The sequence below is a fragment of the Variovorax sp. PvP013 genome (genome assembly GCF_050435945.1).
Lineage (GTDB): Bacteria > Pseudomonadota > Gammaproteobacteria > Burkholderiales > Burkholderiaceae_C > Variovorax.
This window is the reverse complement of record NZ_JBNDLF010000008.1, coordinates 24322-46179: the sequence shown is the minus strand read 5'-3', so window position 1 is coordinate 46179 and position 21858 is coordinate 24322. Positions and strand designations below refer to the sequence as shown.

20 protein-coding genes are annotated in these 21858 nt (G+C 69.3%); 8 read left to right on the top strand and 12 right to left on the bottom strand.

The window, feature by feature from the left end:
• Positions 1 to 44 precede the first annotated feature (44 nt).
• The 3 genes from ABID77_RS18075 to ABID77_RS18065 all read left to right on the top strand — a co-directional run bounded on the left by ABID77_RS18075 (position 45) and on the right by ABID77_RS18065 (position 5427).
• Positions 45 to 734, top strand: coding sequence for a GntR family transcriptional regulator (locus ABID77_RS18075; protein WP_429598714.1), 690 nt, complete (start codon positions 45 to 47; stop codon positions 732 to 734).
• A 622-nt stretch (positions 735 to 1356) separates the two neighbouring features.
• Positions 1357 to 2244: a phosphate/phosphite/phosphonate ABC transporter substrate-binding protein gene (locus ABID77_RS18070; RefSeq protein ID WP_429598712.1), complete on the top strand. Its 888-nt coding sequence runs from the start codon at positions 1357 to 1359 to the stop codon at positions 2242 to 2244.
• A gap of 30 nt (positions 2245 to 2274) precedes the next feature.
• Positions 2275 to 5427, top strand: a complete 3153-nt coding sequence (locus ABID77_RS18065; protein WP_429598710.1) for a sensor domain-containing protein — start codon at positions 2275 to 2277, stop codon at positions 5425 to 5427.
• Positions 5428 to 5666: 239 nt separating this feature from the next.
• On the opposite strand, the gene ABID77_RS18060 is transcribed toward ABID77_RS18065, so the two are convergent.
• From ABID77_RS18060 to ABID77_RS18030, 7 genes are read right to left on the bottom strand one after another with little or no spacing between them, the layout of a single operon-like run.
• Positions 5667 to 6842 carry a M20 family metallopeptidase gene (locus tag ABID77_RS18060; protein ID WP_429598708.1) on the bottom strand — a complete coding sequence of 392 codons (1176 nt, stop codon included), beginning with the start codon at positions 6840 to 6842 and terminating at the stop codon, positions 5667 to 5669.
• Positions 6839 to 8242, bottom strand: a complete 1404-nt coding sequence (locus ABID77_RS18055; protein ID WP_429598706.1) for a M20 family metallopeptidase — start codon at positions 8240 to 8242, stop codon at positions 6839 to 6841. The genes ABID77_RS18060 and ABID77_RS18055 overlap by 4 nt, the downstream gene beginning before the upstream one ends.
• Positions 8243 to 8286: 44 nt before the next feature.
• Positions 8287 to 9126: an ATP-binding cassette domain-containing protein gene (locus ABID77_RS18050; RefSeq protein ID WP_429598704.1), complete on the bottom strand. Its 840-nt coding sequence runs from the start codon at positions 9124 to 9126 to the stop codon at positions 8287 to 8289.
• Positions 9123 to 10118, bottom strand: coding sequence for an ABC transporter ATP-binding protein (locus ABID77_RS18045; protein ID WP_429598702.1), 996 nt, complete (start codon positions 10116 to 10118; stop codon positions 9123 to 9125). The genes ABID77_RS18050 and ABID77_RS18045 overlap by 4 nt, the downstream gene beginning before the upstream one ends.
• 10 nt (positions 10119 to 10128) lie before the next feature.
• Positions 10129 to 11058, bottom strand: coding sequence for an ABC transporter permease (locus ABID77_RS18040; RefSeq protein WP_429598700.1), 930 nt, complete (start codon positions 11056 to 11058; stop codon positions 10129 to 10131).
• A gap of 11 nt (positions 11059 to 11069) precedes the next feature.
• On the bottom strand, positions 11070 to 11987 hold the full coding sequence (locus tag ABID77_RS18035) for an ABC transporter permease (protein ID WP_429598698.1): 918 nt from the start codon (positions 11985 to 11987) through the stop codon (positions 11070 to 11072).
• Positions 11988 to 12008: 21 nt separating this feature from the next.
• Positions 12009 to 13541: an ABC transporter substrate-binding protein gene (locus ABID77_RS18030; protein WP_429598696.1), complete on the bottom strand. Its 1533-nt coding sequence runs from the start codon at positions 13539 to 13541 to the stop codon at positions 12009 to 12011.
• A gap of 139 nt (positions 13542 to 13680) precedes the next feature.
• On the opposite strand from ABID77_RS18030, the gene ABID77_RS18025 reads away from it, so the two are divergent.
• Positions 13681 to 14625 (top strand): LysR family transcriptional regulator, encoded by a 945-nt coding sequence (locus ABID77_RS18025; RefSeq protein WP_429598694.1) that lies wholly within the window; start codon positions 13681 to 13683, stop codon positions 14623 to 14625.
• Here the strand turns inward: ABID77_RS18025 and ABID77_RS18020 are convergent.
• Together ABID77_RS18020 and ABID77_RS18015 are read right to left on the bottom strand one after the other, a co-directional pair.
• A complete protein-coding gene (locus ABID77_RS18020) occupies positions 14618 to 15049 on the bottom strand; it encodes a hypothetical protein (protein WP_429598692.1) in 432 nt (143 codons plus the stop codon). The two genes, ABID77_RS18025 and ABID77_RS18020, sit on opposite strands and share 8 nt — an antisense overlap.
• A gap of 25 nt (positions 15050 to 15074) precedes the next feature.
• Complete coding sequence (locus tag ABID77_RS18015) at positions 15075 to 16091, bottom strand: 1-aminocyclopropane-1-carboxylate deaminase (RefSeq protein WP_429598690.1); 1017 nt, start codon at positions 16089 to 16091, stop codon at positions 15075 to 15077.
• A 146-nt stretch (positions 16092 to 16237) separates the two neighbouring features.
• Here ABID77_RS18015 and ABID77_RS18010 point away from each other — a divergent pair, with 146 nt between their 5' ends.
• The gene (locus tag ABID77_RS18010; RefSeq protein ID WP_429598688.1) at positions 16238 to 16750 is read left to right on the top strand and encodes an Lrp/AsnC family transcriptional regulator; all 513 of its coding nucleotides are present in this window, start codon (positions 16238 to 16240) and stop codon (positions 16748 to 16750) included.
• A 576-nt stretch (positions 16751 to 17326) separates the two neighbouring features.
• Here ABID77_RS18010 and ABID77_RS18005 read toward each other — a convergent pair.
• The 3 genes from ABID77_RS18005 to ABID77_RS17995 are packed head-to-tail and all read right to left on the bottom strand — an operon-like array spanning position 17327 to position 20046.
• Complete coding sequence (locus tag ABID77_RS18005; protein WP_429598686.1) at positions 17327 to 18529, bottom strand: CaiB/BaiF CoA transferase family protein; 1203 nt, start codon at positions 18527 to 18529, stop codon at positions 17327 to 17329.
• Positions 18522 to 19469, bottom strand: a complete 948-nt coding sequence (locus tag ABID77_RS18000; RefSeq protein ID WP_429598684.1) for a hydroxymethylglutaryl-CoA lyase — start codon at positions 19467 to 19469, stop codon at positions 18522 to 18524. The genes ABID77_RS18005 and ABID77_RS18000 overlap by 8 nt, the downstream gene beginning before the upstream one ends.
• A gap of 58 nt (positions 19470 to 19527) precedes the next feature.
• Complete coding sequence (locus tag ABID77_RS17995; RefSeq protein ID WP_429598682.1) at positions 19528 to 20046, bottom strand: amidohydrolase family protein; 519 nt, start codon at positions 20044 to 20046, stop codon at positions 19528 to 19530.
• Positions 20047 to 20249: 203 nt separating this feature from the next.
• Between ABID77_RS17995 and ABID77_RS17990 the strand changes: the two genes are divergently transcribed.
• The 3 genes from ABID77_RS17990 (at position 20250) to ABID77_RS17980 (ending at position 21827) form a co-directional block, all read left to right on the top strand.
• On the top strand, positions 20250 to 21029 hold the full coding sequence (locus tag ABID77_RS17990) for an IclR family transcriptional regulator (RefSeq protein ID WP_429598680.1): 780 nt from the start codon (positions 20250 to 20252) through the stop codon (positions 21027 to 21029).
• A 285-nt stretch (positions 21030 to 21314) separates the two neighbouring features.
• Complete coding sequence (locus ABID77_RS17985) at positions 21315 to 21644, top strand: hypothetical protein (RefSeq protein WP_429598678.1); 330 nt, start codon at positions 21315 to 21317, stop codon at positions 21642 to 21644.
• Between the two features lie 21 nt (positions 21645 to 21665).
• Complete coding sequence (locus ABID77_RS17980) at positions 21666 to 21827, top strand: hypothetical protein (RefSeq protein WP_429598676.1); 162 nt, start codon at positions 21666 to 21668, stop codon at positions 21825 to 21827.
• Positions 21828 to 21858: the final 31 nt, after the last annotated feature.

Genomic DNA, 21858 nt, shown 5'->3' with positions numbered 1-21858 from the left:
GTAGACAATTCATTCGTTTCGTCAACGCTTGCTAGACTGGGTCCATGAACCCCTCCGCCGCCGCCGCCGAACCCCGTCTCCTGATCGACCACACCGTCGCATCCATCGAGCGGCTGATCGTGTGCGGCGAGCTGGTTCCCGGCGCCCCGCTGCGGGAACAGGCGCTGGCCAGCCAGCTGGGGGTGAGCCGGGGTCCGTTGCGCGAGGCGATCCGCACGCTCGAGGGACGCCGGCTGCTCGAACGCACGCCCCATGCGGGCGTGCGCGTGCCGCTCCTGTCGCGCGACGACGTGGAGCAGCTGCTGGTCACGCGGGAAGCGCTCGAGGGCATGGCCTGCCGCCAGGCCGCCGAGCACATGACGGGGCCGGAGATCCGCCGACTGCGCGAGACCGCCGAGCACATCGAGAAGCTGCTCGAGGACGGACCGGGCGCGGTCTTCGCCAGCGGCCCCGACCACGATTTCCATCGCCAGATCGCCATCGGCAGCCGCAACCGCTGGATCGAGCGGATGCTGTGCGAGGACCTCTACGCGCTGCTGCGCCTCTACCGCGCCTACGCGTCCACGGCGCCGACGTCCAGGCCGCGCGAGACGGCCAAGGAACACCACCACATCATCGACTGCATCCACCGACGCGATGCCGACGCGGCGGAGGACGCCATGCGCCGGCACGTCCGCGCGGGACGCGAACGGCTGCTCGCCCGACTGAGCGCGACGGCGTCCGGGAGCGCCTGAGGAACCTTCGACGCGTTGCGCAGCGAACGGCCGCGCGACACGCCGACCGTGCCTCGCCGCGGGCGACGTCGGCGGCCGAAGCGGGAAACCCGTCCACGCGCATCGGGGGGCGGTGGTGGTGGTCGTCGTCGGCCCGGGGATCGAGGGTCGGACCCGCAGGACAGGCACCGGACGATGGCACGGTTCCATTTCGACGTTCATGCGCCATGCCGGCGCATTTCCGTGAAGTTCGTCACCGAATGCCGCCGACGATGGGTCGCTCGCCCGAATCCGTCCGCGTCGGCGTTCCGTAGGCATCGAGTCGCTTCCTCAACCAACGCGCCGAACGAAACAGATCGTCGTCGTCCCCGCCCACTCCACATCACCCGATTTCCGATCGCTCCCTTCCGCCCGGGACACCGGTGCTTGTGCTTCGCCGACGAAGAAAACCCGGTCCGGCTCTCAAGAATCGTCCCAGCCGACCGAAAGTCAGTGGTGAAACGTTCCGTTTCGGTGGCGGGCACCTGATGCGCTCATGAAGAACCCGCCGTCCGAACCACTTTCCTGGCTACGGACGGCGTCGTTCGACGCGATCCGACACCTTCTGCGGCTCCGCCATACCCGACGCTCCCATCCGACTCCCATGCCCGTCTCCCGCTTCTCCCATCCGACCGCCCGGCGCACCGTTTGCGCGGCCCTGCTCGCTTGCTGCCTGCCGCCGGCGATGGCTCAGGCCGCCGCGTCGACAGGCGCCCAGCCGCAGCATTTCGAATTCTCCCCGGTCAACCAGTACGGCCTGCAGCTCACCGCCAGCTACTGGAATCCGATCATCAGCCACGTGTCGAAGGTCAGTGGTGTCGATCTGCGGCTGAAGATCGGCCGCACCTCCGCCGACACCACCAGCTACGTGCTGGCGCAGGAGGTCGATTTCGCGTTCACCAACCACCTGTTCAGTCCGAGCCGGGTGCGCATGGGCTGGTCGGTGCTGGCCCGCCGCGACTCGCCGCCGGTGCGCGGCCAGATCGTGGTGCTCGACGACTCGCCCATCCGGTCGATCGCCGAGCTGAAGGACCAGGAAGTCGGCTTCCCCGGCCCCGAGGCCTTCATCGCCTACAAGGTGACCCATGGTCAGCTGCTGGCCCGGAACATCCCCGTTCGGGTGGTGTTCGGGGGCAACATGGACAGCGCGCTGGCTCAGCTGGTGAGCGGCAAGGTGGCCGCGGTGGGTGGCAATTCGCAGCTGCTCGATGGCTTCTCCGCCCGCGAGAAACAGAAGCTGCGCGTGCTCTGGAGTTCGGAACCCTTCTTCGACCTGGCGCTGATGGCGTCGCCCCGCGTCTCGCCGGCCCAGGCGAAGGCGGTGCGCGACGCCTTCGTGGGCATGAAGTCCGACCCCAAGGGGCGCCTGGTGCTGGAGAACGCGTCGAAGACGGTGGGCCTGCGCGAGACGATCGGCTTCGTCGCCGCCGACGAGCACGACTACGCCAGCTACCTGCGCTTCTTCGAGAACGCCCCGCCGAACTCGCGTTGAGACCTTCGTCGGCCAGATCGGATCCTCCCCGTGCAACTCCTCCCCCGCTCCCTGCTCGACCGTGTGTTCCTGCTCTATGCGGTGGTGCTCAGCGTCATGATGTTCGGCGGGCTCGGCCTGTCTCTGCGTGGCCAGCTGTCGCGCGAGATCGAGGACGCCAACGACACCGCCACCATGGTCATCGAGATCACCGCGCAGGCGGTGGCCGACGCGGCGGTGGTCAACGACCTGGAAGCCATCAACCGCACCCTCGCCGCCGGCGTGAACCGCACGCCCTTCGGCAGCGCGCGCTACCTGGAAGTGGACGGCCACGAGCTGCGCTTCGACGCGCCGCCCCATCGCTCCAAGGCGCCCGCCACGCTGCGTGCGCTGGTCGCCGAGCGGCTGCCGGACGTCAACCGGGTGGTGGAGGTGGGCGGTCGCGACTACGGGGTGCTGCGGCTGAGCTTCCTGGTCGACGGCGTGGCCGACTACCTCTGGGCCACGCTGTTCAACACCCTGCTGTTCGCCACCGGCGCGCTGACCCTGGGCCTGCTCGCCACCCGGGCGCTGTTGGCGCGCTGGCTGTCCAACCTGGGCACGCTGCAACGCTTCGTCGAGCAGGTGCAGGCCGGCGAACTCGACGCACAGGCCACCGTGTCGATGAACGCCCCGGAAGAGGTGCGTCGCACGCTGGAGCAGTTCAATTCCGTGGCCAACCAGTTCCGCGACAAGTTCGGCCAGCGCATCGGCGCCCTCACCCACTCGCTGGTGCAGCACAAGCGCGCCACCGATCAGGCGGTGATCGTCATCGAGCTGGATCCCGAGGGCCGGGTGGTGTATGCCAACGACCTGCATGCCAGGGTCAGCGGCTGGGATCGGGACGCCTTCGTCGGTCGCCAGGAAGGCTGGTCGCTGGACATCGAGCTCTACCGGGCGCATGCGCGCCAGTCGCCGCAATCGGTCATCTGGAAGGGCGAGGTGACGTGCACCCGGATCGACGGCGCCACCGTCTGGGTGCGTCGCTCGGTGATGCCCATCCAGGACGAAGGGGGTTCGACCGAGAAATACATCTGCCTGGACATCGACATCAGCGCCGAGAAATTGGGCGAGCTGACGCTCAAGCAGGAGAAGAAGCGCGCCGAGGTCACGCTGCATTCGATCGCCGACGGCGTGATCACCGTCGACATGCAGCGCCGTGTGAGCTATGCCAACCTGGCGGCCGAACGCATCCTGGGCGAGTCCCGCCAGCGCATGGAGGGTTCGCCCCTCGACCATGTGCTGCCGATCCAGACCGGCGCCGGCCCCGGCGTCATCGACGCCGACGCGTCGGAAGCGGCCACGACCCGGATCAGGCTGCCCGACGGCCGCTCGTCGGTCATCGAGCTCTCGCGCGCGCCGCTGCAGGACGAGCAGGGCTTCCTGGCCGGCGAAGTGCTGGCATTTCGCGACGTGACCCAGGAACACGCGATCCGCCGCGAACTCAAGCGCGCATCGCTGGCGGTCCGCCATGCGGCCAGCGCCATCCTCACCACCGACCAGGACGGCCGCATCGACTACGTGAACCCGGGATTCACCTCGATGACCGGCTACGGCTTCCAGGAGGTGCGCGGTCGCACCCCCCGCTTCCTCAAGTCGGGCAAGGTGCCCCAGGAAACCCATGCCCAGCTGTGGGCGACCCTCCACAAGGGCAACATCTGGCGCGGCGAGATGATCAACCGTCGCAAGGACGGGGCCGAGTTCTGGTGCGGCATGACCGTGTCGGCCATCCTCGACGACGCCGGCCGGCCGGTGCAGTTCGTCTCGGTGATGGAAGACACCACCGAGCGCAAGCGCAGCGAGGAAACCATCCACCGGCTGGCCTTCTTCGATTCGCTCACCAGCCTGCCCAACCGCCGCATGTTCATGGAACAGGCCGACATCGCGATCAACGATGCGTCGGCCGGCGGCAAGACCCTGTTCGCCTGCTACCTCGACCTGGACGGCTTCAAGAACGTCAACGATTCGCTCGGCCACCACGTGGGCGACTCGCTGCTCGCCGAGGTCGCGCTGCGGCTGGAGGGCTGCATCGGTGCCCAGGACTTCGTGGGGCGCATCGGCGGCGACGAATTCGCCCTGCTGCTGCCTCATGCCACTGCGTTGTCGGCGCGTCTGATGGGCCGACTGATCATCGACAAGTTCGATGCGCCGTTCTTCGTCGAAGGTCACGACATCCGCATCAGCACCAGCATCGGCGTCTCGGTCTTCCCGCAGGACGGCGTCAATGTGGCCGACCTGCTGCGCAAGGCCGACATGGCGCTCTACCGCGCCAAGGAATCGGGCAAGCGCAAGCTGGTGTTCTTCACCGACGAGATCGAAACCGCGAAGCTCGGACGGGCCCAGCTCGAATCCGCCCTGCGCGGCGCGCTGCAGCGCGGCGAACTCCGGGTGGTCTACCAGCCCAAGGTCAGACTGGCCGACCAGACCGTCGTCGGCGCCGAGGCACTGATGCGCTGGCACCATCCCGAACTGGGCGAAGTGGGACCGCACCGCTTCATTCCGATCGCCGAGGAGTCGCGGCTGATCATCCCGATGGGCCGCTGGATCCTCGAGGAGACCTGCCGCCAGATACGCGCCTGGACCGACATGGGCATGCGCGACGTGAGGATCGCGGTGAACATCGCGGCAGTGCAGTTCCGGGCGCCCGACCTGGCCCAGGAGATCGAGCGGATCGTGACGCGCCACGGCATCGACCCGCAGCAGCTCGAACTGGAAGTGACCGAAAGCGGCCTCGTCGAGGATCCCGAGAACGTGGCGCGCATCCTGTCGAAACTGCGCGACATCGGCCTGACCATCGCGATCGACGATTTCGGGACGGGCTATTCGTCGCTGGCCTACCTGAAGACCTTCCCGGTGAGCGTGCTGAAGATCGACCGCTCCTTCGTGCGGGACCTGGAAACCGACCTGAACGACAGGGGCATCGCGGAGGCCGTCGTCTCGATGGCCCGGGTGCTGCAGATGAACGTGGTGGCCGAGGGGGTGGAAAACGAAGCCCAGGCGGCCATCCTGCGGGACATGGGATGCGAAATGGCGCAGGGCTATTTCTTCGGACGACCGCTGACGCCCGAGGCGTTCGAATCGCATTGGCACGCGGGACGCGAGGGACGCGAGGGACGCGAGGGACGAATGCTCCTGCCCGACGAGGACGCGGTCGTCCTGGCTTGAGAGCGCGGCGTCGCACGGCCCGCCATCCACGTCCCTGCCGAGCGTGTGATCTCGTCCGCCCGGACGGAGCCGGCATCGAGCGCAGGTGCCCGACGCCGGGCGTCTCCGTCGCCACCGTGTCGCGCGTTTCGACCTTCCCGACGGGGTGGCCCCGGCCGCGCGACCGAAGCGCGCGGGCCGATGCATCGGCGCCATCGCCCGACGGTCGACCACGAGGGACGCCGGAGCCGGCCCGGTGCTCAGGCGGGACGGTCCAGCGCCGCGATCGTCAGCAGCACCGCCTGCGCGCGCGGCACCAGCGTCTCCAGGCGGCAGTACTCGTCGTCGGTGTGCGCCTTGCCACCGACCGGCCCGACCCCGCAGAGCGTGGGAATCCCCAGCGACGCGGTGAAGCCCGCATCCGAGCAGCCGCCGGTGAATTCGCCCTGCACCTCGAAGCCGACCCGCGCGGCGCTCGCCTGGTAGCGCGAGAGCAGCGCCTCGCTCCAGCGCGGCTCCAATGGCAGGAACTCCGAGGTCTGCGCGACCGTGGCGGAGGTGCCCGGCACGCCGGCTTCGGCCACGATGTCGTGGATGCGTGCGAACACGGCCTCGCGCTGCGCCAGCGTGCAGAAGCGCACGTCGAGCCGCGCCTGCGCGGAGGGCGCGACCGTGTTGCTCGACATGCCCCCGCCGATGAGTCCGACGTTGGTCGTGACGCCGGCGTCGTAGTCGGTCAGGGCATGCAGCGCCGTGATCTTGCGCGCCAGGGTCTCGATGGCGCTGGCGCCGTCGGCATGGTTCATGCCAGCGTGCGCGGCGCGGCCCCGGACCTCGATCAGGAAGTTGGCGCCGCCCTTGCGCGACGTCACGAGGTTGCCGCTCACGCGGCCCGGCTCGGCGTTGAAGGCCGCGCGCGCGCCCCGCGCGTGGGCCTCGATGGCGACGCGGCCGCGATGCGAGCCGATCTCCTCGTCGGCGGTGAACAGGCCCAGCACCGGGAACGGCAGCGGCGCCATCCGGCGCAGTGCCATCAGCACGAAGCACTGCAGCACCAGGCCGGACTTCATGTCCGCCACGCCGGGCCCGTGGCCGCGATCGCCCTCGACGCGCCACGGCCGCCGGCCCACGGTCCCGGTCGGGAACACGGTGTCGCGATGCCCCATCAGCACGACCGGCGCGGCGGCGGGCGACGGACCGGGCAGGCGCGCCAGCAGCACGTCGCCGTCGGCCGGGTCGGCGCGGTGCTCGGCCTCGATGCCGTCGGCAGCCAGCCAGCCGCGCATCGCCTCGGCCACGCGGTCCGTACCGGCCTTGTCGTGGCTGTTGGAATCGATGTCGACCAGGTTCGCGAGCGCCGTCTGCATCGCGCCGCGCTGCGCCGCGAGCCAGGCCAGGGCCGCGGCGGGATCGCCTTCGACGGCCTGCGTGCTCATGCGCGCTTGCCGAAGACGGCAGGGCCTTCCTCGGCCAAATCCCAGAACAGGCCCGCCATGATGTGCAGCGACTCGCGCGTCACGTCGGCCAGGATGTGTTCGTCGGGGGCGTGCTGCGAGCACGCCGGATAGGAATGCGGCACCCATAGCGTCGGCAGGCCCAGCGTCTCGGAGAACACCTCGTTCGGGAGCGAACCTCCCAGGTTGGGCAACAGCGCGGCCGGCTTGCCGGTGCTGCGCTCGATCGACGCCAGGCCCCAGCGCACCCAGGCGTCGTCCGGGTCGAGCCGCGTCGCGGCCATCCGCACGTCGGTCGAGCGCAGTTCGACGTCGTCGAAACCGTGGTCGTCGAGATGCCTGCGGATGTGGTCGAGGAAACGGGTGTGGTCGCTGCCGACGACATAGCGCATGTGGCAGTGCGCGCGCGCCTCCGACGGGATCGCGTGGACCGGCGTGGTCGGGTTGCCGGTGACGAAGGCCAGCACCTCGAGGCTGTTCCAGCCGATGACGCGCTCGGCCGCCGAGAGGCCGGGCTCGCCCCAGTCGGGGTCGATCGCCGGGTCGCCCGGATCGCCGCCGACCTCGATGTCCTTCAGCGCGGCGCGGACGCTCCCGGGCAGCTCCGCGGGCAGCAGCCCGGGCACCAGGATGCGTCCCTTGGCGTCGACCAGCGACGCGATCGCGTGCGCCAGCCGGATGCCGGGGTTGCGCAGCAGGCCGCCCCAGTTGCCCGAATGGTGGCCGCCCTCGCGCAGCTTCAGGTGCAGGTCGAAATTGAAGACGCCGCGCGAGCCCAGGAACATCGTCGCGCGCGAGGCCGACACGCGCGGGCCGTCGGAGGCGATGAACAGGTCGGCCGCCAGCGCTTCCCGGTGCAGCGCGCAGACGTCGTTCAGGCCCGGCGAACCGTCCTCCTCGCCCATCTCCAGGATGATCTTCACGTTGTAGCCGAGCCGGCCCTCGCGCACGGCCAGCACCTGTTCGAGCGCGCTCAGGTTGATGGTGTGCTGGCCCTTGTTGTCGGCGGTGCCGCGGCCGTACCAGCGGTTGCCCTCGACCACCACCTCCCACGGGTTCAGCCCCGCGCGCCATTGCGCGTCGTGGCCGCGCACCACGTCGCCGTGGCCGTAGGTCAGCAGCGTGAAGGCGGCATCGGGCTCGATGCGCTCGGCCAGCAGGAACGGGCTCTTGCCGGGGATGGGGTTCTCGACCACGCGGCAGGCGAAGCCCAGCGCGACGAGCTGCGGCGCGATCTCGTCGTCGAGGTACGCCTGCAGGATCGGGCCGCTGGCGGCGTCCTGGCTCTCGGTGCGGAAGGCGACGCGGCGGGCCAGCGTCCGCTGGAAACGTCCGTCGTCGAAACTGGCCAGCGTCCGGGCGATGGCGTGCGTGCGGCTCATGGGAATGCCTTGGAAGGAGTGAACGAAGGAGAGGAGGAAGGGGATCAGACGACGGCGAGCGCCGGTTCGCGGGCGATGTCCGGGATGCCGAGCCCGGGTTCGGGCGTCAGCGCGGAGGCCAGCAGCATGCGGGTGTAGGGGTGCGCGGGGCGCGCGAAGATCTGCTCGCGGGTGCCGGTCTCGACGATCCGGCCCTGGTGCATCACGGCCACGCGATCGACCAGGTGCTCGACCACGCCGAGGTCGTGGCTGATGAACAGGTAGGTCAGTCCGAACTCGGCCTTCAGGTCGAGCAGCAGGTTCAGGATCTGCGCCTGCACCGACACGTCGAGCGCCGAGGTCGGCTCGTCGCAGATCAGGATGTCGGGCCGCAGCACCAGCGCGCGCGCGATGGCCACGCGCTGGCGCTGCCCGCCGGAGAGCTGGTTCGGATACTGGCCGTGGGTGCGCTCGGGCATGCCCACCAGGTCGAGCATCTCCTTCACGCGAGCGCGCTGGTCGGCATGCGTGCCGACGTCGTGCAGCCGCAGCGGCACGCCGACGATGTCGGCCACGGTGCGGCGCGGGTTCAGCGACGAATACGGGTCCTGGAAGATCGGCTGCACCGCGCGCGCCAGCGCCTTGCGCCGGGTCGGGTCGATCTCCTTGCCGTTGATCAGCACGTTGCCCGAGCTCGGCGCCAGCAGGCCCAGCAGCATCTTCGCCAGCGTGCTCTTGCCGCAGCCCGACTCGCCGACCAGACCCAGGGTCTCGCCCTTGCGGATGCGCAGCGAGACGTCGTTCACCGCCCGGATCTCGCCCGGCGCGCGGAACAGGCCGCGCTTGAGCGCGTAGACGCGGGTCAGCGCGCAGAGCTCCAGCGCGATGTCGTCGACGGGATTCATGCGGCCTCCGGCATCGTCGTCGGGTCGAGGGCGAGCACGCAGCGCGCCGCGTGCCGGTCGTTCAACGCCACGTAGGGCGGCGTGTGCAGGCAGTCGGGGCGCGCGTGCGCGCAGCGGTTGGCGAACGCGCAGCCCCGCACGTCGCCCACGAGGCTGGGCACCACGCCTGGGATCGCCTGCAGACGGCTGCCCGGCAGCGTCTTGCCGCGCACCGGAATGCAGTCGAGCAGGCCGCGCGTGTACGGGTGCGTCGGCCGCGAGAACAGTTCGCCCACGGGCGCCGTCTCGATCACCTCGCCGGCGTACATCACGGCCACGCGATCGGCGATGCGCGCCACCACGCCCAGGTCGTGCGTGATGAAGATCACCGCCGTGCCGAACTCCTGCTGCAGCTCGCGGATCAGCCGCAGGATCTGCGCCTGGATCGTGACGTCGAGCGCGGTCGTGGGCTCGTCCGCGATGATCAGGTCGGGCCCGCACATCAGCGCCATCGCGATCATCACGCGCTGGCGCAGGCCGCCCGAGAGCTGGTGCGGGTACTGGCGCATGCGGTCGGCGGCCTGCGGCACGCCCGCGCGTTCGAGCAGATGCACCGCGCGGTCGCGGGCTTCGGCGGCGGTGACCTTGCGGTGGGCGCGCAGCGCCTCGCAGAGCTGGTCGCCCAGGGTGTAGGACGGGTTGAGCGACGTCATCGGCTCCTGGAAGATCATCGCCATGCGCGCGCCGCGCAACGCGGTCATGCCCTTGTCCGGCAAGGTCTGCAGGTCGACCCCGTCGAAGCGGATGCGGTCGGCCGTGCGCACCGCCTTGCGCGGCAGCAGGCCCATCAGCGCCAGCGAGGTCATCGATTTGCCGCAGCCCGATTCGCCGACCAGGCACAGCATCTCGCCGCGGTCGACGTGGAAGTCGATGCCGCGCACGGCATGCAGCGGGCCGCGTTCGGTCGGCAGGTCGACGCGCAGGTTCTTCACGTCCAGCAGGGGGGTGGTCATGTCGTCCATCTCAGTTGCGGCCATCGGGCGCGGTCAGGTCGCGGATGCCGTCGCCGACCAGGTTGATCGCCAGCACGAGCAGCGCCAGCACCAGCCCCGGGATCACGATCACCCACGGCTGGAAGAACATGTACGCCTTGCCCTCGGCGACCATCAGCCCCCACGACGGCGTGGGCGGCTGCACGCCCAGGCCGAGGAAGGACAGCGTCGATTCCAGCAGGATGGCGTGGGCCATCTCCAGCGTGGCGACGACCGTCAGCGCGCCCGTCAGGTTGGGCAGCAGCTCGCGCACCAGGATGTAGGGCGTGGACGCGCCCAGCGCCTTGGCTGCCGCGATGAACTCGGCATCGCGCAACTGCTGCGTGGCCGAGCGCGTGACGATGGCGAAGCGGTCCCACAGCAGCAGCCCGAGCAGCACGATCACCACCTGCAGCGAACCGCCGACGAGCGAGGCCATGGCCAGCGCGACCAGCACCACGGGCATCGCCAGCCGGGTGGTGATGAGGTAGCTGATGACCGCATCGACGCGACCGCCGTAGTAGCCGGCGAGCACGCCGAGCGTGGTGCCGATGGTGCCGGCGATGAGCGCGGTGACGGCGCCGATGGTCAGCGACACGCGGGCGCCGAACAGCAGCCGGCTGAGGTAGTCGCGGCCCAGCTTGTCGGTGCCCAGGACGTGGTCCCAGCTGCCCCTGTCGTGCCAGATCGGCGGGATCAGGCGGCGGGTCACGTCCTGCGCGTACGGGTCGTGCGGCGCGAGCCACGGCGCGAACAGGGCGGCCAGCGCGATCAGGCCGAGGATCGTGGCGCCGATGGTCAGGCCGTGCTGGCCGAGCACGCGGCGCATGAGACGCCGCCAGGCGGGGGTCGGCGGCAGGGCCGGGGCCGGCGTCGCGCGCAGCGCCGGCGGGACGGAGGAAGCGAGGGTCGAGGCGGTCATGTCCATCTCCTTCAGCGGGTGCGCATGCGCGGATCGAGCGCGGCGTTGAGCACGTCGGCCACGAAGGTCAGACCGATGTAGAACACCGCGATGATCAGCACCACCGCCTGCACCACCGGATAGTCGTTGCGCGAGATCGAGTCCCAGGCGAGCTGGCCGAGCCCCTGCATCGAGTACACCGACTCGATGACCACCGAGCCGCCGAGCATGAAGCCCAGTTCCACGGCCGCCAGCGCCACCACCGGAATGATGGCGTTGCGCAGCGCGTGCTTGAAGACCACGCGCGCGGGGCTCAGTCCCTTGGCGCGCGCGGTGCGGACGTAGTCGGAGCCGAGCACGTCGAGCATGCCGGCGCGCGTGAGCCGCATCATGGCCGGCATGGCGTAGTAGCCCAGCGCCACGGCCGGCAGCACGAAGTGCCGCCAGGTGCCGTTGCCGGCCACCGGCAGCCACTTCAGGCCGACCGAGAACACGATGACCAGCGTCAGCGCGAACCAGAAGGTCGGCATCGCCTGCCCCACCACCGCGACCGCCAGCGAGACGCGGTCGATCCAGGTGTCGCGGTAGATGGCCGCCAGCACGCCCAGCGGAATCGCCACCACCACCGCCAGCAGCAGGGCGACGCCGCCGAGCTTGAGCGTGATCGGCAGGCGTTCGCCGATCAGCTCGACCACCGTGTTCTGGAAGTAGAACGAACGCCCGAGGTCGAGCCGCGCCGCAGCGCCGAGCCAGTCGAGGAACTGCGAGGCGATCGGCCGATCGAGCCCGTACTGGACGCGGATCTTCTCCACGTCGGCGGCGGAGGACTCCGGCCCGGCGATGGCCGTGGCCAGGTCGCCCGACAGGTGCAGCAGCATGAAGCTGATGACGGCCACCGTCAGCATCACGCTGAGCGCGACCAGCAGGCGGCGGAAGATGTAAATCAGCATGGCGGGACCCGGTGGCAGGGCCTACTTCCAGCTGGCCGCGAAGAAGCGCGGCAGCTCGTCGGGCTGAGCGTCGAACTTCAGGTCGGACGTGAAGGCGTAGTTGGTCGAGTACGAGAACAGCGGCGCCCACATCGCCTGCTCGGAGATGCGCTGCAGCGCCTGCGCATACTTGGCCTTGCGATCGTTCTTGTCGAGCGTGGCGTCGGCGGTCTGCAGCAGCGCGATGGTCTGCGCGTCCTTGGCCGTGTCGTCGGGGCCGCCCTTGAAGTAGTTGCCGGCGAAGGCCGAGGCGTCGTTGATCGAGAACGAGCCCCAGGCCTGGAACGACAGCGGCGCGCGGCCCGAGCGGATCTCGTTGCGCAGCGCCGGGTACTGCACGAAGTGCAGCCGCGCGCGGATGCCCACCTTGCGCAGGTCGCCGATCATGGCCTCGGCGTACTCGCGCTCGCGGTAGGCCCAGAGATCGGTGTCGAAACCGTTTGGAAAACCGGCCTCGGCCAGCAGCGCCTTCGCCTTGGCCGGGTTGTAGTCGTACTTCACGACCTTGGCCGTCTCGCAACCGAACTGCGTCCGGAAGCACGGCGCATGCACCGGCTGGCTGCCCCCGCGCACCAGGCTGTCGGCCAGGCCCTTGCGGTTGATCGCCATGTTCAACGCCTGGCGCACCCGCGGGTCCTTGAAGGGCGCGGACTCCGGCGTGGTGCCGTTGTTGTTGATCGACATGAAACCCACGCGCATCGTCTCGCCGCTGAGCACGGCGATGTTCGGCGCGGCCCTGAGCGAGTCCGCCTGATCGGCGGGCACGCGCCAGATCCAGTCCACGGCGCCGGTCATGAGTTGCGCGAGCCGCGCCTCAGGATCGCGAATGACGACGAACCTGACGTTGCCGATCTTCGGCTGCGGCACCGGGCTGTCCTTGAAGTACGCCGCGTTCCGGACCATGGTCACGCCCTGGCCCGGGACGACCGCCGTGATCCGGTATGGCCCGGTGCCGATCGGCGCCTTGCTGTAGCCCTCCAGCCCGACCTTCCTGAAGTAGGCCGCGGGATAGATCGGCGTCGGACCCGACAGGTACTCGAGCGCGGCCGGGAACGGCGTCTTCAGGTTGATGCGCACCTGGTACTCGCCGATCTTCTCGACGTTCCTGATCCAGTCGGTGTTCTGGCGGGTGGCGATCTTCGCGTCGGCCGAGGTCACTTCGTTGAAGGTGTAGGCCACGTCGTCGGCGCTGAACCTGTCGCCGTTCTGGAACGTGACGCCCTGGCGCAGCGTGACGTTCAGGGCCGTCGGCGAATCCCATTTCCAGGACGTCGCCAGCTGGGGCTTGAACTCGCCGGTGCGGGTGTCGCGGTAGATCAGCGTGTCCCAGGCCATGGCCGCGAGGATCACGCCTTCGCGCATGTTGTTGTGGTACGGGCTCACGTTCTCGACCTCGCTGTCCGACGCGTAGGTCAGCGTGTCGTTGGCCTTGCCGGCGTGCACCGATGCGGCGCCGACGGCGAGCAGGCCCGCCAGGATCGTGCACTGCACCAGATTGGTTGATTGACTCGTCATAACGGGCTCCTGGATGAGAGTTGGATCGAATGGTCCGAACGTTGCAAGAATGGCGCCTCGTCGACGTTCCAGCCGTTACAGAATCTCGATCCGAGCGATGCCGAAAAGGCAATGCCGGGATCTCCGTCCCCACCCACCGATGGCCACCTCCCAACTCGTCGCGCGTCAGCTCCAGGACACCGCGTTGCGCTACTTCCTCGAGGTCGTGCGCTGCGGCTCGATCAGCGAGGCGTCGACGCGCCTGAACGTCGCGAGCTCGGCGATCAGCCGGCACATCGCGCACCTCGAGGCCCTGCTCGAGGTCAGCCTGTTCGATCGGCACGCGCGCGGCATGGTGCCCAACGCGGCGGGCGAACTGCTCGCCGTGCATGCCATCCGGTCGGCGCACGACGCGGAGCGCGTCGTCGCCGACGTGCAGGCGCTGCAGGGCGTGCAGCGCGGCTGCGTCCGCATCGCATCCACCGAGGGCTTCGCGATGGAATTCCTGCCGCGCGTGATCGGCGACTTCGTCGCGATGCATCCGGGCATCCAGTTCCATCTCGGCGTCCATCCGCCGGCGGAGAGCACGCGGCGCATCCTGCAGAGCGATGCCGACATCGGCATGGTCATGAGCCGCGGGGCGGAGAAGGACATCAAGATCGAGCACCTGCAACCCTCGCCGGTGATGGCGGTGATGCGCACGACGCATCCGCTGGTGCGCTTCAGGCAGATCAGCCTGCGCCAGCTGATGGCCTATCCGCTCGCGCTGCCGGAGCCGGACACGACCGTGCGGCAGCTCTTCGACATCGCCTGCCACCGGCAGCGGCTGCCGGTGGAGCCGGTGCTGACCAGCTCCTACATCGCCAGCCTGCTCGGGTTCCTGAAGCACGCGGCGCTGGGCATCACGATCTGCGGCGACATCTCGGTGCGCTACCAGATCGAGCGGGGCGAATTCGTGGCGATGCCGCTGAAGGACAAGGGGCTGGACCTGCGCAACATCGAGGTGCAGACGCTGGTCGGCCGGACGCCGTCGCGCGCGGCGCAGGCTTTCCTGGACTATCTCAAGGTGCAGCTGTCGGGGTTGCAGCAGGACAAGGCTAGCTGACCGAGAGCTTCGCCCATTCGATGTCGGTTTCGCGATCGAGCCGCAGCGCGGTCGTGGACAGCGCGTCGACGTCCGACCCGCTCAAACTGAGATAGCGCCGCCCGGCCGGCGCGAAGGCGCGCAGCATCTCGGGCAGTTCGCGCGGCCCGCGCGTGACCGCGAGGATCGGCCCCCGCGTCGGGGCCATCAGGCGTTCGAACCGGCTGCCGACCTCGCCGCACCGGCCCTGGAGCCAGCGCCGCTCGCAGGCGATGCCGTCGCGCGCCAGGCCCGCCCAGTCGTCGATGCGCCAGAGATCGACGCACAGGCCGTGCGAGCGCGCCAGCGCGGCCGCGGCCGCCCGTGCCTCGCCGAGGACCTCGGGGCCGCAGACCCACTGCATGCGCCGGCCCGAGGCGATGGTGGCGCGCTGCAGCAGTTCCACGGTCGTGCCCGGAGCCTGCGCAGGCTCAGCCGTTGCGGAAGATGAAGCTGTAGGCGTTGAGCGCCGGCACGCCGCCCAGGTGCGCGTAGAGCACCTTCGAGCCGGCCGGGAATTCGCCGAGTCGCACCTTCTCGATCATCCCGTGCATCGACTTGCCCTCGTACACCGGGTCGGTCAGCATGCCTTCGAGGCGCGCGCACAGGCGGATGGCCTCCAGCGTGCCCTCGTTCGGCAGGCCGTATTCCGGGCCGCCGAAGCGGGTGTCGAGCACCACGTCCTTCTCGGTGATGTCGCGGCCCAGGCCGACCAGTTCGGCCGTGTTGCGCGCGATGCGCAGCACCTGGTCGTAGGTCTGCTGCGGCTTGGCCGATGCGTCGATGCCGATCACGCGGTCGGCACGGCCGTCCTCCGCGAAGCCGACGACCATGCCGGCCTGGGTGCTGCCGGTCACCGCGCAGACGACGACGTAGTCGAACCTGATCCCCATCTCGGCTTCCTGCCGACGCACTTCCTCGGCGAAGGCGACGAAGCCGAGACCGCCCTTGGGATGCTCCGAGCAACCCGCGGGGATCGGGAACGGCTTGCCGCCGGCCTGGCGCACGCTTTCCATCGCGTCCTCCCAGCTCTTGCGGATGCCGATGTCGAAGCCCGCCGCGTCGAGCCGCACGTCGGCGCCCATGATCCGGGACATCTCGATGTTGCCCACGCGGTCGTACACCGCGTCCGAGTAGTTGACCCAGTTCTCCTGCACCAGCACGCACTTGAGGCCCAGGTGCGCGGCGACCGCGGCGACCTGGCGCGTCTGGTTCGACTGGATGCCGCCGATCGACACCAGCGTGTCGTAGCCGCCTTCGAGCGCTTCGGGAATGAGGTATTCGAGCTTGCGCGTCTTGTTGCCGCCGAAGGCCAGACCGCTGTTGCAGTCCTCGCGCTTGGCGAAGAGTTCGACCTTGCCCCCGAGGTGCGCGGAGAGGCGCTTGAGGGGTTGGATCGGCGACGGACCGAAGGTCAGGGGGTAACGGGGAAATTGCTGGAGATTCATGGTGGCGGTCCTGTGGACGTTCGATGACGGGTGTGCATCGATGGTAGGCACCAAGTCGCGCCACAGGGTTGCAAAGTCATGCGACTTCACCTAATGATTCGGATTCATCTGCAGAGAAATCGTTTTCTAATTTCGCCAAACCGACGATGAACGCAACAAAACGCCAGACTCCCACCGTCGCCGCGACGACCTCCCTCAAGGGCACGCTGGACCGCACCGACAGGGCCATCCTGCGGGCGCTCCAGCGCGACGCATCGGTGTCCAACGTCGTGCTGGCCGCCAAGGTGAACCTGAGCGCGCCGGCGTGCCTGCGACGCGTCGACCGGCTCAAGTCGATCGGCCTGATCCGGGGCATCGTCGCCCTGCTGGAGCCGCGCGCCATCGACGCCGGCATGCTGGTGATGATCGGCGTGGTGCTCGACCGTTCGACGCCCGACTCCTTCGCCGATTTCGAGAAGGCGGTGCACGAGGTTTCGGGCTGCCTCGAATGCCACGTCGTCACGGGCGAGTTCGACTACTTCATGCTGCTGCGCACGCGCGACCACGAGAGCTTCAACCGGCTGCATGCCGAACAGCTGCTCTACCTGCCGGGCGTGCGGCAGATCCGCAGCTTCATGGTGCTCAAGGAGGTGCTGTCGACGACGCAGCTGAGCGTGTAGACGGGCGCCACGAGGCGCCGTTCCCGGCTCGGCACGCACCGACGTCATTGCACGTCATGCGTCGTCGACGCGTGCGTCGCCGGTCTTCGATGAGCACCCTCACGCAGGCTGAACGTGCTGGGCCGTCAGTCGGGCCGGACGCCCGCGGCCTCGACGACCCTGCCCCACTCCTCCACTGGCTGCGCACGCAGGCCTGGAAGTCGGCCGGTGTCATGGCACCCACCTCGGCCCCCTGGTCGGCGAACCGTCGGGCCAGATCGGGCGAAGCCAACGCCTTGGCGACCTCGGCCTGGGCGATCGCGGTGGGCGCGGCCGTCACCAGCACGTCGACCTGTCCCGACACCACGCCCGGCATGGCCTCGCCGGCGCCCTTGCAGGGCACGTGCGTGAGCGACAGCCTGCCGTTCTGCTCGAGCAGCTCGCCGCCCAGGTGGGTCGCCGAGGGCGAATACGGCACCACGGGGCGGTCCGGGCGATCCGGTCAGGTCGTCCGGGCCAGGGCGGCCCCGCAGGCCAGCGCTATCGTGCCGAGCATCAGCGCCCGTCGAATGGCATCGAAACGAGGTGTCATGACAGTCAGTCTCCGGACGCGATGCGACGGGCTGTGAGGGAGTCGATGTCCGCATCGCCGTAGCCCACCTCGCGCAGCAGTCGCCGGGTGTGTTCGCCCAGCAGGGGCGGCTGCAGCCGGATGCCGGGGCGCTCGCCGGCCAGCGTCAGCGGCAGCAGCGGCACCTTGGAGCGCGAGCCGTCGTTCATGCGGATCGGCGCCAGGCCACCGCTCGCATTGAGGTGCGGATCGTCGAACAGGTCCTGCGGCCGGGTGATCGGGGCGAAGGGCAGCTCGTTGGCCTCGAACACCGCCGCCAGCTCGGCCGCCTCGCGGCCGGCCAGGTGCGAACGCAGCTGCGGCATCATCCATTCGCGCGCGCGCACCCGGTCGTTGTTGGTCTTCAGACGCGGGTCGGCCAGCATCTCCTGCAGACCGAAGGCCTGGCAGAAGATGGCCCACTGCTTGTCGCTGACCACCGCCAGGAAGATCTGCTCGCCGTCCTTGACCGTGAAGACGTCGTACACCGCCCAGGCCGAGATCCGGCTGGGCATCGGGTCGGCGGCCTTGCCCGTGGCGGCGAACTGCATCATGTGCTGCGCGACCAGGAAGATGTTGTTCTCGAACAGCGCCGACTGCACCTCGCAGCCCTCCCCCGTCAGCTCGCGCTGGCGCAGCGCGGCCATCGCGCCGATGGCGCCGAACATGCCGCCCATGATGTCGTTGACGCTGGTGCCCGCGCGCAACGGGTCGCCCGCTCGGCCGGTCATGTAGGCCAGCCCGCCCATCATCTGCACCACCTCGTCGAGCGCGGTGCGGTGGTCGTACGGTCCGGGCAGGAAGCCCTTGTGGCTGACGTAGATCAGGCGCGGATCGCGCTTCCTGAGCGTCTCGTAGTCGAGCCCGAGCTTCTGCATGGTGCCGGGCTTGAAGTTCTCGCTGACGATGTCGGCCGTGGCGATCAGCTTCAGCGCCGCTTCGACGCCCTCGGGCCGCTTCAGGTCCAGCGCGACGCTCAGCTTGTTGCGGTTGAAGGTCGGGAAGAAGCCCGCGCCCGAACCCAGCAGCGTGCGGGTGGCGTCGCCGTCGATGGGCTCGACCTTGATCACCTCGGCGCCGAGGTCGCCCAGCAGCAGGCCGCAGGTCGGGCCCATGACCATGTGGGTGAATTCGACGACGCGGATGCCGGCGTAGGGCAGCGGCTTGGACGCGGAGGTGGATTCAGCCATGGACGGCTCCCTGCACGAAGCCCTTGGGCAGGCCGGCCTCGGGCGTCATGCCGTAGACGGCCTCCCCCGGCAGACCGGCCTTGAGCGGTTCGTGCGCCGCCAGCAGCCGCTCGATGTCGATGCCGGTGGCGACGCCCATGGCCTCGAACATGAACACCAGATCCTCCGTCACCACGTTGCCCGAAGCGCCCGGCGCGTAGGGACAGCCGCCCAGGCCACCCAGCGACGAATCGAAGGTGCGCACGCCTTCCTCGTACGCGGCCAGGCAGTTGGCCAGTCCGAGGCCGCGCGTGTTGTGCAGGTGCGCCGCGCCGGCGTGTTCGCCCAGCTCGGCGCGCAGGCGCCGGAACAGGCGCCGCACCTGCGCCGGATTGGCGTAGCCCACCGTGTCCGACAGGCCGGACTCGTCGGCGCCGGCCTCGATGCACTGCGCGGCCAGCCGGATCACCTCGTCTTCCGGCACCGCGCCCTGCAGCGTGCAGCCGAAGGCCGTCGAGATGCCCGCTTCGAGCTTCACGTGCGGGGCGATCTCGCGGCGCAGTCCGTCGATGGCGCGCACCTCCTCGACCATCTCCTCGCGCGTCTTGCGCACGTTGGCCAGCGAATGGGCGGCACTGGCCGACACGGGCATGGTGAGCTTGTGCGCCCCGGCCTCGATCGCGGCCTGGGCGCCGCGACGGTTGGGCACGAGCGCCATGACGGTGAGTCCCGGCAGTGTGGTCGCGTGGCGCACCACCTCGGCGGCGTCGGCCATCTGCGGCAGCAGCCTGGCCGGAACGAACGACGCCACCTCGATCTCGCGCACGCCGGCGGCGTACAGGGCGTCGATCCAGCGCAGCTTGTCGGCCGTCGGCATGGTGGCCTTGACCGATTGGAGGCCGTCGCGCGGGCCGACCTCGCTGACGAGCACCTCGGGTGCTCGCGAATCCAGGGATGTCATGGAAGTCTCCGAGAAAGGGAAATGGGGGAACGAGGAACGAACGGCGGACGCCGGGCCGTCAGCCCAGGCGGTAGACCCGGCTCGCGGTGCCTTCGCACAAGGCTCGCTTCCCATGGGCGGACGCGCCGCCGGACAGGCGCTTGAACGCGTTCCAGCCGATCGCGTCGCCGTGCGAACCCTTGTCGACCGGGAAATTGCTCTCGAACATGCAACGTTCGTCGCCGAAGGCCTCGATGCAGGTCTGCATCCACGGCGCCCACGCCTGGGCCAGTCGGATCGAGTTCGGTGGCGCAGGCAGCCTCTCGAACCCGACACCGTTGATGCGCATGCCCAGGCCACCGAGTTTCACGACGACGTTGGGCAGCCTTGCCAGCGCATGGATCGACTTCGACCCATCGTCGAAGTCCTCCTTTCGCCGTTGCTCGTGGACGCCGATGCGCACGATGCTGCCGCGGTGATCGATGACGATCGGCAGGTCGGGCGCCAGGACGTCCTCCCGGTGCGGTGCGAGCCACTGCGGCCGCACCGGCAGGTTGCCGGTCGTCGCCGGCAAGGACCTGGTGGAAGAAACCGTCATCGATGTCTCCGATGAGAACATGCCCTGGTCATTTCTAGTTGTTCTGCTTGATAGACTTTTATTCTGTCTGAAAGAACTTTATCAGGCTTGAGGGGTGGATACATCTTGGGTAAACCCTCGGCGCATGGGGCGGATGGCGTGGTCGCAGGTGCGAGGCCCCCAGTGAGACACTCGGCGAGGCTGTTTTTTCCCATGGATGAGCGATGACCGAAACGATCGAAACCGTTCCCGAAGCCGCGGCGTCCTCGAGCGGAGTCGCCGTCCTCGACCGTGCGTTCGCGCTGCTGGGCGCGTTCGGCGTCACCGACGCGCGCCTGACCCTGACGGAACTCTCGCGACGCACCGGCCTGTACAAGAGCACGGTGCTGCGCCTGCTCGGCGCGCTCGAGCACGGCGGCTTCATCCGCAAGACGCCCGACGGGCTGTATGCGATCGGACCCGAGCCCCTGCGGCTGGCCGCGGTCTACCAGGGATCGTTCGCGGTCGCCCAGGTCGTCGAGCCCTTGCTCGGCCAGCTCAGCATGGCCAGCGGCGAGACGGCGTCGTTCTACATCCGCCGCGACGACCGGCGGGTGGTGCTGTTCCGGGCCGAGCCGCCGCGCGCGGTCCGGTTCTCCATCCGGGTGGGCGAGACCTTCAGGCTCGACCAGGGTGCCTCGGGCAAGGTCCTGGTGTCGTTCGCCGAAGGGATCTCGGCGGCGCGACGCCGGACACCGCTCTGGCGCACGTCCCACGGCGAGCGCGATCCGGAGACGGCCTCGCTGGCCGTGCCCGTGTTCGGCGTCACGGGCGAACTCCAGGGCGCGCTCACGCTGTCCGGACCGAAGTCGAGGATGGTGTCGCCCGGCACCATGGTCCGGAACTGCGGCCTGCTGCTGGAAGCCGCACGCAAAGCCGTCGCACCGCTGGGCGGCGACGAGTCGATCTACGCGTCGAGCGTGGCGGAACTCGACGAGAAGGACTTCGTGGAGGACCCTGGATAGACGACCCCGTTGGATGCGACCGTCGAGCCGCCACGCGCGAAAGCGCCCGAATCCTGCGCGCCCGGGCGAGATTTCTTCTGCCGACGGCCCTGCCCGCCGAACGACCCGACGGGCGGCCCGGAAAGCGGGACCCGCCATGGCGGGCGAATCATGGACGGAACCATCCTCGACGGTTTGGCCGGCCCGTCGTCGGAACGATGCCTGAGGGATCGCCGCCGTCGGAGGACGCGATGCGCCGCCGGGTGGGGCCTCTTATGATCCGTCCTTTTTTCGTCGAGGATCGGCATGCCCGTCTTGCTGCGCGTGTTGCGCATGGTCTCCATCGTCTGGGCGCTGGCTGCGGTCATCGGCATGGGGCAGGCCGTCCGGCCTTCGATGGAAGGCCACTCCATGCTGGCCGATTGGGCCAAATCCTTCGGCTGGCTGCTGGGTCTGCAGCTCCACTGGACCGGCACCGAGACGACCGAGAGTCTGCGCGCCCTGCTCGCGCGCAGCCTGCTCCAGGTGCTCTTCTACTTCGGCTGGATCGGCGCGCTGCTGGCCACGCGAAGCCGTCGCCAGCCTGGCGCGGACGACGGGTTCGGCCTTTCCGAGCGACGCTCCGGCAATCGCTGAGGTCGATCCGCGCATCCAGGCATGCCCACCGCCTCCCTTCGAGCCGGGCCGGACGCCGACGCGATCGGCATGTCTACGATCGAGCGACTGGCGATGTCGCCCGACGCCAGGGGCACGACGGCGGCCGTGGCGCATGTCCCGTGCGTTCCCGGCGGTCCGATGCTGTACAAGACCGAAGAATGAACGCCGGGGTCGAAACCGGCGGGACCCTGGC